At 35.0% G+C, this 13,156-nt stretch carries 11 protein-coding genes; 5 read left to right on the top strand and 6 right to left on the bottom strand.

Annotated elements, in window-relative coordinates; all coding sequences use genetic code 11:
- Positions 1-366: 366 nt before the first annotated feature.
- The 3 genes from B5D12_RS07365 to B5D12_RS07355 all read right to left on the bottom strand — a co-directional run bounded on the left by B5D12_RS07365 (position 367) and on the right by B5D12_RS07355 (position 4,042).
- Positions 367-732, bottom strand: coding sequence for a TIGR02328 family protein (locus tag B5D12_RS07365; protein ID WP_078756212.1), 366 nt, complete (start codon positions 730-732; stop codon positions 367-369).
- Positions 733-1,670: 938 nt separating this feature from the next.
- Positions 1,671-3,002, bottom strand: coding sequence for a sensor histidine kinase (locus B5D12_RS07360; protein ID WP_078756211.1), 1,332 nt, complete (start codon positions 3,000-3,002; stop codon positions 1,671-1,673).
- Positions 3,003-3,367: 365 nt separating this feature from the next.
- Entirely contained in the window at positions 3,368-4,042 is a 675-nt protein-coding gene (locus B5D12_RS07355) for a response regulator transcription factor (RefSeq protein ID WP_078756210.1), read from the bottom strand.
- 694 nt (positions 4,043-4,736) lie between these two features.
- On the opposite strand from B5D12_RS07355, the gene B5D12_RS07350 reads away from it, so the two are divergent.
- The 5 genes from B5D12_RS07350 to B5D12_RS07330 all read left to right on the top strand — a co-directional run bounded on the left by B5D12_RS07350 (position 4,737) and on the right by B5D12_RS07330 (position 9,812).
- The gene (locus B5D12_RS07350; protein ID WP_078756209.1) at positions 4,737-5,402 is read left to right on the top strand and encodes an HD domain-containing protein; all 666 of its coding nucleotides are present in this window, start codon (positions 4,737-4,739) and stop codon (positions 5,400-5,402) included.
- Between the two features lie 112 nt (positions 5,403-5,514).
- Positions 5,515-6,282 (top strand): thermonuclease family protein, encoded by a 768-nt coding sequence (locus B5D12_RS10460; RefSeq protein ID WP_078756208.1) that lies wholly within the window; start codon positions 5,515-5,517, stop codon positions 6,280-6,282.
- 126 nt (positions 6,283-6,408) lie between these two features.
- Positions 6,409-7,761, top strand: a complete 1,353-nt coding sequence (locus tag B5D12_RS07340; protein WP_078756207.1) for a Mur ligase family protein — start codon at positions 6,409-6,411, stop codon at positions 7,759-7,761.
- Positions 7,762-7,765: 4 nt separating this feature from the next.
- The gene (locus B5D12_RS07335) at positions 7,766-8,422 is read left to right on the top strand and encodes a type 1 glutamine amidotransferase (RefSeq protein WP_066126531.1); all 657 of its coding nucleotides are present in this window, start codon (positions 7,766-7,768) and stop codon (positions 8,420-8,422) included.
- Positions 8,423-8,840: 418 nt separating this feature from the next.
- Positions 8,841-9,812, top strand: coding sequence for a helix-turn-helix domain-containing protein (locus B5D12_RS07330; protein ID WP_078756206.1), 972 nt, complete (start codon positions 8,841-8,843; stop codon positions 9,810-9,812).
- A 319-nt stretch (positions 9,813-10,131) separates the two neighbouring features.
- On the opposite strand, the gene B5D12_RS07325 is transcribed toward B5D12_RS07330, so the two are convergent.
- The 3 genes from B5D12_RS07325 to B5D12_RS07315 are packed head-to-tail and all read right to left on the bottom strand — an operon-like array spanning position 10,132 to position 12,995.
- Positions 10,132-11,139, bottom strand: a complete 1,008-nt coding sequence (locus B5D12_RS07325; protein WP_078756205.1) for a lipoate--protein ligase — start codon at positions 11,137-11,139, stop codon at positions 10,132-10,134.
- 15 nt (positions 11,140-11,154) lie between these two features.
- Positions 11,155-11,898 carry an MBL fold metallo-hydrolase gene (locus tag B5D12_RS07320; RefSeq protein ID WP_078756204.1) on the bottom strand — a complete coding sequence of 248 codons (744 nt, stop codon included), beginning with the start codon at positions 11,896-11,898 and terminating at the stop codon, positions 11,155-11,157.
- 14 nt (positions 11,899-11,912) lie between these two features.
- A complete protein-coding gene (locus tag B5D12_RS07315) occupies positions 11,913-12,995 on the bottom strand; it encodes a M42 family metallopeptidase (RefSeq protein WP_078756203.1) in 1,083 nt (360 codons plus the stop codon).
- Positions 12,996-13,156: the final 161 nt, after the last annotated feature.

The following is a 13,156-nucleotide window of genomic DNA, read 5'->3' as shown; positions in this document are numbered from 1 at the left end:
TGTGCAGACTAATTAGTAATCACGAGAAACATGACTTACTTCTATATATCCCAGTTGAAAATAGGAATTACATTCGTACGAATTTTTTCACAGAAAAACTCGAGACTTTTTATTGGATGAATACTTTGTATAAAAATTTCATAGCTTCGCATTTTCATTGCAAACTCTTTGACTTATCTAAACATAGAAATAACTTTATTTGGTTAATGAATCAAAAGTGTCTCTGAAGCTCTTAATTTAATCGTCGCTTTTAATCATGGGATTCAATTTGCTTCTTTCATTTTATAAATTTATATCCATTGGTAATACTTTTTCTTGTTATAAAGCACAAATATTTTCTGGCACTTGATAAAATATTTCATTTCTTTACAAGTTTTGTATTCCTTTTGCTTCTAAATTTTTCAGACATTCAGATAAATAAGAGTCATTATGCTCTTTATAAATTGGATTATTAATAGATTCCTCTTTAAGATTCTGATACTCTTTTGCATTTTTCCCTCTATAATTTTTATCTTTCCATTCTTGAGATACATTGTAACCTCTTTGCTCCATTTCATTCATTACTAATAAATGGTATTGGTACAAGTGGTAAGGTGTATATAAAAATACGTAATCAACCGTCTCATGTTTCTTCCCCCATCCATTTCCTCTTAAAGCACAACATTCTCGATGTTGGCCGAGTAATTGATTCCTTGGAAGCAGTGGTATTATCTTTTCGTGCCATAATCTCATTATCCTTGCCCCCAAAATATTTTAATTGTCAACTAACTCAACTGCGATTTTCTTTTAAAATTTGACTGCGCATAAACTTAATAAATGCAGTCAAGTGCGTGCTGGTTAATTATACTTACAGTGATTAAGTTGAACCAAACAGTGTTTTAAAGTCTTATTTGGTAACGGATCAACGGTGTCGTAGGAAGAATTTGAAGCGGTAATTTTCTCATTTTCTACTCTTGTCCACTATCCATTCTTATTATTTGGTTTTAAATAAAAAGCACAGCATTTTTATTATCTTTTGCTCTTGTATCTGTTTCATTAGTTCTAACATATCATTTTAAATTGGTTGTTCTCCGTTTAAACAATCAACTAATTCTTTAATTTAAATACATTGATGTTGATAGGAAAACGATATGTATCTTGATAGTTTTTAGTCCTAAATTAAAATCTTTAGACATTGCTTTCAATTTTGATTGTTAAATTATTTTTTAATAGTGAGATAGATAAATGTTTCCTTAAGTATACACGATAAAACTGTCTAAATACTAAAATTATGATTTATCTATCAAGTTTTTACTCGTGAATCTAGGAATATTTTTAACTTCTCTTATATTATAGCAATTCTAGTTTTTAGAGAAACCTTCATTTTTAAGTCTTTAACCTAATTGATAATATCAGTTAAACTATGAGTCTGGGAACCCGATTGGCGAACGCTCCTTTATTAACCTTTTCGGGACAATTCTCATAACATTTATAAGAAACACCTTTATGGAGGATTATCACAGCAACTTTACGATGATAGTCGAATAAAGAGTACTTGGCTCTATAGATAGCGAATTGCTTTTCTCTGACATTATTATTAATAAATCCTTACATAACTTCTCATGCTTCCCATTAAATAAAATAAGAGGCCAAGAAAAAACTTTCGTTTCATCCTAGCCTCTCGGTCTTGATTATTTTTTAAACAAGCGTTGTTTAATTTGCCAACTATCTTTGTTGTGCCCATTAAAACCAATTTTAAATGCGATACGTGATGGATTGATTAACTCGGTTGTCAGTTTTAACCCCGCTGCTTTTGCAACTGCTGCTGCAATTGACAAGCCCATTCCGCTACCACCTTGTTCGCGGTTGCGAGCTGTATCACGTCGATAAAACCTTTCAAATAATTGTTTACGTTCTTCTTCAGTCATCGGGTCACATTCATTTTCAAACCATAATTCGCGTTTGGCTGGTTGCCATTTAATGATAATCGGTTCGCTTCCTACATGATATTTGACGGCATTTTCTAATAAAATAGTGGTTAATTGACGCATACTTGCTTCATCTGTTGTTTCGACTAAATTATCCGGTAATTCCAGCAAAATCGTTTTGTCATTCTCTTTAATTAAAGTACTCAACTCATTAATTTCATTTTTTATTAAATCGGTCAAGTTGACCTTCGTCAATTCAATGGTATTTTTTCCTTCATCAAAACGAGCTAACAGCAACATTTGCTCAATCAACATATTCAACCGTTTAATTTGATTACGATTACTTTCAGTCCATTCATTTTTATATCCAATCATTTCCATCACATCATTATTCGTCGATAAAACAGCCAAAGGTGTTTTGATTTCATGACTGGCATTGCTGATAAATTTTTTTTGGCGTTCAATATTTTTTACTAATGGCATGATGGCTTTTTTAGAGAAATAAGCCAATAATAAATAAACGACAATTAATAATATTGCGAAAATCCCAGCTGATAAACTAAAAAAACGAACAATCATTTCAATCTCGGCAAACGAATCAACATACATCACCAGCGTTCGTCCATCTAACAACACTTTCTTCATAAAGCGATAATAACCCGACCAACCATGTGTAAGCTCTTGTCCATAGATTTCGATGGCAGCTTCTTGAGCAGCTGCTTCAGTAATATTCTCCCCGATACCGATGGTTGTTTGTTTGATTTTCCCTTCACTATCAAATACAACATAGAAAAAGTCAATCATATCGCGGGTTTCACGTTCCTCTTTAATTAAACCAAAGAAGTTCTCAAAATTAAAGGTATTATTACGAATTTTGGGCGTGGGTTCGATCAGGACGGTGGCGCCATTATTTAAAGTAATCTCACGTTGGTTGATACCTAATTGCATTTCAACGAAGTCGAGTGTCTGTTGCTCTTGTCGACTAATAACTTGCGCATAATTGAAACCATTTAAGACTAAAAACAAAATGAGCATTACGACGGTAAAAGATCCCATTGACACAATCATAAAGCGGCGTTTCATCTCATTAATCAATTCGCTTCACCTTCATTCGCATTCAAACTCCCTAATATTATTTTTATTGCAGAACATTTATCGTCATTGTATCGTGTAATTATAAATTGAGATAGTATTTCACCAATATTATCACTAACTAAAGAATAGGCGAAGCGAACATTTTCCATTTTTTATCTGTTTCGTCTAATCTTCTTGAAGATAGCCAATAACTTTAACAATGACTTTTGATTCCTTCTGATGTTTTTATGACACATTAGCCAACGGCATCGAATGGTGTCTTAAGTACTTATTTGATATCTACTCACCGGTGCGCGCTTAAATAGACAAAGCGAAATTTAATCGCATTTCTACTTCTTACCCACTCACTTTTTTCAATCGTTCGATTAATCTTCCACTTCTAAAGTATAGCCTAATCCTCGTTGTGCGGAAATTTTTACTTTTGAATTTAATTGTTGTAATTTTTTACGTAATGAAGAAATATTCACCCAAACAACATTGATTTCGGCTTCTGATTCCAACCCCCAAATACGATCCATAATTAATTCTTTGGATAAAACTTGATTGTTATTTAAAAAGAACATCTCAATCAATTGGAATTCTTTGTTATTTAACGTCACTTGTTTGCCATTGGCTTGGAGTTGATAATTACTGCGATCTAAAATACAGTCTCCAACCGTCAAAATCTCGGAAACAAAATTATTTGGGCGCCGTAAAACCGAACGAATTCGAGCTAATAACTCTGGTGTGTCAAAAGGTTTCGTCAAGTAATCATCAGCTCCTAAATCGAGTCCGGTTACTTTATCTTCTAATTGGTTTTTGGCCGTTAATAATAAGATTGGGGTTTGATAGCCTTCTTTTCTTAATTGAAAAAGCACTTCAAAACCAGATTTTTTCGGCATCATCACGTCTAAAATCAGACAATCATAATGTTCCGTTTGAGCATAGTATAAAGCATCTTCGCCATCATGAACCACATCCACTATATATTTATTATGTTCAAGAATTGCTTTCAATCCTTTAGCAAGATCTTTTTCATCTTCTGCTAATAACAGTTTCATCTTAATCCCTCTTCTCTCTACTATTCTCAGATAGGCATATTAACATTTCGATTGTAAAATAAATACCTAAAATTTAATTAAAACGGATTACTATCATGGCACTCCTGTTGATTTATTTCCTACTTTTATGCCGGAAATAGGCTTCTTTTGACGTTAAGGTAATGTTTTTCTTTCACTCAATTGACTTAAAATAGATAAGTTTGCTCGATAATTAAAAGCGCAAGGGTTGAGTGGTTTCAAACTGCGTCTTAATGATATTGAACATAAATTTGAAAAAATTCAGTCAAATTAGTGCTTATTCATTAAAAGCGCAAGGGTTGAGTGGCCTCAAACTGTGCGGGGGGGTAGGAAGACGAAGCAAAATTTATTCAATTTTCAACTTCTGGTCTACTCCCAATCGTTTCCATCGTTCATGACACTCCATGTCATCTAATTGTATTCATTGTATCAAAAACACGCTATAATGATAATCATTAGCTTAGAAAATTAAGTCGGCATTTGCGAGGATGGTCAATCATCGTCTTTAAAGGAGGTAAGCGATAAGGCATAAGTGTGTTGGTTATGTTATCATTCTTTCCAAGAGGTATCGCTCAAGGTTAGGACACCAAGCCCCGTGATAGGATGATGATTCGGCTTTAAATGATTCCCCCTCAGTCAAAGAGATTTTTAATGATATAATACAAGGAGCGCTATTATGATTAATAACATCGAACAACTTGAACAGTATATTAAAACCAAGTATCAAAATGAAGCCAGTGGACACGATTGGTTTCATATTTACCGTGTTACTTATTTAGCTTTAAATCTGGCACAACCGCAAGATGATTGCGAGTACATTAAATTATTAGCTCTACTCCATGAAGAGTTAGATGATAAACTCAATCCTGATGATGCATTACAACAGTTAAAAAATATTCTAGCTGACCATCACATTGAGCCAACATTATACTCACGTTTAATCAAAGATATACAATCGATTGGTTACAAAGGTGGATTCCATCAAGTTGACCGGACTCGAGCAGCAATGATTGTCAGCGATGCTGATTTATTAGATGCCATGGGCGCCATTGGGATTGCGCGCACCTTTCAATATAATGGCCAAGTAAAACACGCTCCCTTTTATGATCCTGCTTTAGCAAAGGTTGAATTAAATAACTATGCTGATTATCGTCAAAAAAAACGTAACGCTATTGCTCATTTTGATGAAAAATTATTAAAACTCAAGGATTTAATTGTGACCGATAAAGGCCAAAAACTAGCTAACAAACGTCATCAACGAATGGTGCAATTTGTTGAGGATTTCTTTAGCGAATTAGCCGAGTCGGGTGTAGACATTTCAGACCGCTTCTTAATTGAATAATGGAAGAACCTTACTAGGTGAATCATTATCAGTCGTTTTCTTATTAAGTGTTTTTTATACAAATATTTATGGTATGATATAGTTATAAGTAATCTATTAAGGAGTGTTTCGATTGCAAAAATTAGTTCATTTTTTTATGTTAATGGCACTATGTTTCATGATATTGTTTCCTAGTTTAACTGTTAAAGCCGAGGTCAACGAAGCTACTTTAGGGTATAAAATTTTAGCAAAACCACAAAATAATGCTAAATTAGTGGACATCGTAGAGTTTGATGTCATTGATGGGGATTCCTTAAAGATTGAATTAGAGAATGGCGACGTCAATACTTTTAAATTAGCCAATGTCTACGCACCAAAATTACAACATCCCGTCACTGGACCCCAAAGTTTTGCTAATGAGTCGAAAGCGCGTTTAAATGAACTATTACAATCCGCTAAGGACATTAAAATCGAATTTCTCGCCGATGAGCAAAAAGACAGTCAAGGTCGCTCACTGATTTATTTATGGACTGACAAAATCTTAGTTCAGGAAGTGATGACGACAGAAGGATTGACCGCTTACTATAGTCAAGACGATGCTAATAGCCCCTATTTAGAAACGCTTATTTTTTCCGAAGATTATGCTAAACGTAACGGGTTAAATGTATGGTCAACTAACGAAACCTTTGGTGAAAATATTGACGTTGATCAATACCAAAGTAATGCTCAGAATAATCAAGTCGGCTTTTCTAGTCAAGATAATCAAGCAGCTAGCCAAAATATTTATTTTAAAAACTGTTCCGAAGCTAAAGCTGCTGGAGCTGCTCCTTTATACCAAGGTGAACCTGGCTATCGCCCTCAGTTGGACCGTGATAAAGACGGAATTGCCTGCGAATTATAATGTTTCGCCACTCTGTTTCTTATCGAAACGGAGTTTTTTTATTAAAATTAATTCTTAAACCTTTATTATTTAGTCAAGTATTGCTATTATATAGAAATGAAATATCAAATAAAGGAGACATATTCAATGAGTCTTAGAAGTAGTATTGCTCGCTTAATCGGAAAATCCAGTCGTTGGGTTTTAACTAATTTTACTAATGGTGGGAGTAGTTTGCCTGGTAAATTAGCCCAAACAATTGATCCTAATATCTTATCTGATTTAGCGAAAAATTATCAAGTCGTCATTATTACCGGTACCAATGGTAAAACTTTAACCACCGCCTTAACGGTTCAAGCCTTAAAAGAAAAGTTCAATCACATTGTTACAAACCCTACAGGGTCCAATATGGCACAAGGGATCGTCAGTACTTTTCTAGCAGCTCCTGCTATTCCTAAAGGGGAGCAAGGGATTGCGGTTTTAGAAGTGGATGAAGGGTCTTTAAAGCACGTGGTGAAGCATCTAAATCCTATTGCGTTCTTACATACCAATGTTTTCCGTGACCAAATGGATCGCTATGGAGAAATTTATTCAATCTATGAACTAATGACCAATGCAGCTAAAGAAGTACCGACAGCTACCGTCATTGCAAATGGCGATTCACCCTTATTCAATTCAACTGAATTGCCTAATCCACGTCAATATTTTGGCTTCAATCATGAGACAGATCACGATGTGGAACCACATTATAATACCGACGGCGTCTTATGTCCGCACTGTCATCATATTCTAAAATATCATTCTTTAACTTATGCCAATTTAGGAAAATATTATTGTGGACATTGTGATTTTAAACGTCCTGAATTAACCTATCAAGTCACTGAAGTTGAAGAATTGGCCTTAACTCATTCTAGTTTCAGAATTGACGGCCACCATTTTGAAATTCCAGTAGCGGGGCTTTATAATGTTTACAATGCTTTAGCTGCCTATAGTGTCGCTTCATTTTTTGATGTCGAACCGGCAAAAATTCGTGAAAGTTTTATGAAAGCCGAACGCGTATTCGGACGTCAAGAAATGATAAACATTGAAGGAAAAAAAGTTTTATTAAACTTAGTCAAAAATCCCGTTGGCTTAAACCAAGTCCTAGCTTTGATTGGTTTGGATCAAAATCCATTTACTTTAATTAGTATTTTAAATAATAATTATGCCGATGGTACTGACGTCAGCTGGATTTGGGACGGACATTATGAACAAATCGTTGATTTTCCTATTGAAAAAGTCGTCACTTCAGGGATGAAAGCTGATGAAATGACCAAGCGTCTAACGGTCGCTGGCATTCAGCCTGAATTGATTAATCAAGTGGAAAACAATGAACAAATTATCGAAGCGATAAAGGCTGCACCGACAGAATATGTTCATATTTTAGCAACTTATACTGCCATGCTAGATTTACGCGAAGCCTTTATTCAAAAAGGATATATTCAATCAAACAAAGGAGCGTAAAAAAATGACCAATACAATTAGAATCTGTCATTTATATGGGAATTTACTCAACACCTATGGTGACAATGGGAATTTACTCATGATTCAGTACTATGCACGCGAAAAAGGCTATCAGGTTGAAACAACCATGGTCAGCTTAGAAGACCCATTCAATGCCGATGATTTTGATATTATTTTCTTTGGTGGTGGCCAAGATTTTGAACAAAAAATCATCGCCAAAGATTGTCAACGTCTAATCCCTGAGATTAAACGTTACATCGAACAAAATGGCGTTTTATTAGCAATTTGTGGCGGATTCCAATTATTAGGTCAATATTATACGACAGCCGATGGCGAACAAATTAAAGGTTTAGGTGTCCTGCCCCATTATACGGAACGTCAAATCAATAGTCGTTTTATCGGTGATATTGAAATCTATGATGAAATCAACCAACAAACCTATTATGGATTTGAAAACCATAATGGTGTCACTTACTTAACCGATGCCTTAGAACCACTCGGCAAAGTTATTACGGGGTATGGAAATAATAATCAAGATAAAACCGAAGGGATGCATTATAAAAACACCTTTGGATCTTATTTCCACGGCCCACTACTGGTTAGAAACGAATGGTTAGCCCGTCATTTGGTTGATTTAGCAATTGAACAAAAAAATAAATAAAAGCTTGTAAGCAAGTAAATTACTTAAATAGCATGACAAAAGAGGTCCTCAACGAATGGATTTATATCCTTTTTTACTTCTATCTATTTAAGATGATTTATTTGCTCTTTTTTTATTTTCAATCTTAAATAGCCATTTAGCTCGCGCTATGAATATAATGTCGTTTTATTGAATCCATCATCATCAAGTGCTCCTTCGCAACAGATATTATTTATCTAATACCGTACCTTACGTAATGGGTGTTAAAATCTAAAACTTTCACTTATCAACCTTTCAAATATTTAATATTCTTTGTTAAAGCTGATTATATCAAGGTTGCAACCGCTAGTTGACACATTGTCAACTCAAGTTGATAGCATTCCATCACCATATTTCCTATTATTAAAGTAGAAAATAAAACAAAATTGGAGTGATAAAAATGAACTTAGCAGAAAAGATTTACGAATTAAGGAAGAGTCGTCATTGGTCTCAAGAAGAATTAGCACAGGCATTAGATATCTCGCGTCAATCCGTTTCAAAATGGGAAAGTAACCAAGCGATCCCTGATTCAGAAAAAATTATCCAATTAAGCCAATTGTTTGACGTGTCAACTGATTATCTCTTAAAGGATGATTTGCTAGAATCGTTATCAGTTCAAAAGGGTTCGACCCCCGCCAAAAGAGTCACCTTGGAAATGGCCAAAAACTTTATAGACTTACGTCAAAAAATGGCCAAATGGTACGCATTAGCCGCTGCTCTCTTAATTACTTCGCCAATTGCTTTAATCCTATTATCGCAAGCACAAGAATCTGGAAAATTAGATATAACCGAAAACACCGCCTCCTTGATTGGCATCATTTTTGTGTTAACTTTCGTTGCCATTGGCGTTGGTATTATAATTTTTGCCGGGATGCAATTATCTGAATATGAATTTATGGAAACCGACCCGATTGCTCTCGATCCAGGAATTGTCCCTTTAGTTCAAGAAAAGCAACGTCAATCACGCAATGCCTTTATTGGTAAATTAATTCTTGCTATCGTCTTACTTATATTATCACCTTTAAGTATCCTCATTGCTGAATTATTATTTGCCAATGAATTTATCTCAATAGTTGGAATTGCTATTTTGCTCATTCTGATAGCGATGGGTGTTGCTTTACTCATTCAAATTAGTATACCTCGGAATACTTATGCAATATTACTAGAAGAAGGTGAGTATCAACCGTCAAAGAAAAAAGTTAAATCAAAGATCGAGCCTTGGATTACGATTTATTGGATGACCGCCTTATTTATTTATATTGTCTATAGTTTTTATTTTGATACTTGGGCAACGTCTTGGATTATCTGGCCAGCAGCTGGTATCTTATATGTCATCTTTTATGTTATTATTTCCAATACTCAACAAAGCTAATATTGATGCAAAAGTACTTTAATGCAGCCAATTTAGTCCATGCATTTTATAACAAAAAAATAAACCTGGTGTGTTAATGTGATTGAGTAGCTCTTTTTACCACTCGTTCAACTGGCACACCAGGTTCGTTATTATCTATTCAATTTCATCGTGAAGCGCATAATTGTTGTTAAAAGGTCTATATCATTCTATCGCATTGTGAAACGAAGATTGCCTATTAAATGGTTCATATCATTTAATCACCTTGTAAAACGAATATTGTATTCAATCGCAAAACCAATTTTAAAAGCTCTACGTTCAAGTCGATCACAATCGCCGATTAAGCAAATAACATTTCAATAATTTCTTCCTTCGTCACACGACCAAAATATTTATTAACATCGATCGCGTCAAAAGCTGTTAAGAAATCCTCCTTAGTATATTTCACACCTACTAATTTTTCTTCAACATCTTTAATATCGCCTAAGCCAAAGAAGTCACCATAAATTTTAGCAGAGCTTACTTTACCATTCGTAACATTAAAACGGAAATCCACCAATCCGAAATCAAACTTTTTACTTTTTTCAATATCAAAAGCTGGCGATTGACCATAATTCCAATCCCAATTACCAAAACGTTGTTCACGAATTTCATAAACTTTTTTCCAGTCTTCTTCAGTCAATTGGTAACGAGGTACTTCTTCTTTTGAAGCGACACCGAAAATTTCTAATAATAAAACATCACGAAATGCTTCAATCGATAAATCTTTGTATTCATCCTTAACATAAGGTGCAATATTAGTGACACGAGAGCGAATCGATTTAATTCCTTTTGATTCAATTTTTTCCTTACGTGATTTTAAAGCATTATTAACTTCTTCTAAATCTGAATTAAATAAAATTGTCCCATGTGCCGTCATACGACCATCTTTAGCGTACATCGCATTCCCTGAAAATTTCTTACCATCAATCAATAAATCATTGCGGCCTTGTAATTCAGCTCCTGTTGCACCTAATTTATGTAAGGCTTCGATGACCGGCTTAGTAAAGCTGGCGAAATCACGAAATGATCCATCGTCATCCTTAATGAAACAGAAGGATACATTACCTAAATCATGATAAACAGCACCCCCGCCTGACATACGACGGACTACTTGAATACCATGTTCATCTAAATAAGGTTGGTTTACTTCTTCGATTGTATTTTGGTTACGTCCAATAATAATTGATGGTTTATTGATATAGAAGAGTAAAATCGGTTCATCAACCAATTTGTTCTCTACTAAGTAAGTTTCTAAAGCAATATTGACGCTAGCATCGTAATTATTTTCATTGTCTACAAAAATCATTTTCAAACCTCCATTTTAAAATTCAATTTCTAATTTAGGTACTGCTTTTATAATATTAATCGTCGGTTGAATTGCCATGGTGACTTCAGACATTATTTGGTCCCCATCCGCTTGTGGGGGAATATGAGAAACCACCAATTGCTTTACTTCAGCCATATTGGCTAAGGTAGCGACTTCTGTTGAGGTCATATGAATAGTATTACGCCCTTTAGCTGCTGGAAAATTTGTATCCGCAATTAGTACATCCGCGTTCTTAGCAAAATTGACCATGGTATCTTGCCAACCTGAATCAGCTGTAAAGACTAATACTTTTTGAGTTGTTTTTTCTTCTAAACGTATCGCAGCACACTCTACTGGATGCGTTGTTTTAATAAAGCTGGCTTTAAAGGGCCCAATATCCATTGGTTCTTCAATTAAATATTGACGAGGCTCCGTTGAGGCATCTGTCATCATAATCGGCCATAAACTCGAATTCTTGTTCATATAAACCGGAATCAGTCCTTTTTTGCTAGCCGGTTTTTTAAGGAAAAAAAGATGTTGAAAAATTCCAATATCCGCACTGTGATCAGGATGGTCATGACTTAACCATACGGCGTCTAAATCATTGACGGGGATATACTCTTCTATTGCTAAAGCTGAACCACTGCCAGCATCTAATAACAAGTGATACGCACCATCCGAAGAGGTTACCACATAGGAAGTTGTGCCATTATCTCCTAAAGGGTAACCCCCCGCTGAGCCAATACAATATAATTTCATCTTATCACCTCAAATTAAGCATTTTCTTTAATTGTTTTAAGGGTATCTTGATTCAATTTTTTAATAATGGCTACTACAAGGCGAACGGTATTTTTGAAATCATCTTCGTGAATCATCGATGTATGAGAGTGTAAATAGCGAACGGGTACTGTGATCGCAATCGATGGTACACCATTTAAACTTTGATGTTGTGAACCAGCATCCGTTCCTCCACCAGTAATAAACGTATACTGGAACGGAATGCCTTCAGCTTCTGCTACATCGATGACAAATTCTCTAAACCCTTTATGAGCAATCATCGATGCATCATAAATAATGACTTGAGGTCCTTTACCTAGGACACTATCTGCTTCTTTTTCAGTCATACCTGGTGTATCACCAGCTGTTCCCGTATCTAAAGCAATTGAAAGATCAGGATTTAATAAATGAGTCGCCACCTTAGCTCCTCTTAAACCTACTTCTTCTTGAACATTAGCACCCGAGAATAAAACTGTTTCATGGCCACTGGCTGCTAATTCTTTTAATACTTCAATCGCCACTGCTACACCGATACGGTTATCCCATGCTTTACCTAATAAGAATGGCGTCCCATTCATACGTTGTGTCTTAATGTAAGGTGTAATCATGTCACCTGGACGAATTCCCCATTCTAATACTTGTTCTTTTGAACTAGCACCTAAGTCCACGAAAACATCTTTCATATCAACCGGTTTTTTGCGCGCTTCTGGTGTTAAAACATGTGGTGGTTTCGAACCTGTTACACCATGGAATGTTTTGCCATCACGTGTCGTAACGGTCACTTGTTGCGCTAAAACGACTTGACTCCACCAACCACCGATGGGCACAAACTTTAAGAAACCTTTTTCGGTAATTTGACTCACCATAAAGCCAACTTCATCCATATGGCCAGCAATCATCACACGAGGACCCTTTTCATTTCCTGTATGTTGAGCAAAAATTCCTCCTAGACCATCTTCTAAATAGTCTTCGGCCACCGATTTTGTTGCTTCTTTAAAAATAGAACGAACCTGACCTTCATTGCCCCCAATCGCATTGGCTTCCGTCAGTTTTACCAATAATGTTTCATCAACTGTCATTGATCCATCTCCTCATCATACTTAATAGAATTTTTTTAATATACAAAAATATCATAACACATTTTGATCATAATTTAATGAAAAATGACAAGATATCGATGATTAATCTTACTATCGTTTATATTGATATAAAATAAAACTTAGTCATATGTAAGCGCCCA

Origin of the sequence: Globicatella sulfidifaciens DSM 15739, assembly GCF_900167405.1 — a bacterium.
Lineage (GTDB): Bacteria > Bacillota > Bacilli > Lactobacillales > Aerococcaceae > Globicatella > Globicatella sulfidifaciens.
Note: the sequence above shows the minus strand (reverse complement) of the source record. Positions and strands in the feature narration are given on the sequence as shown.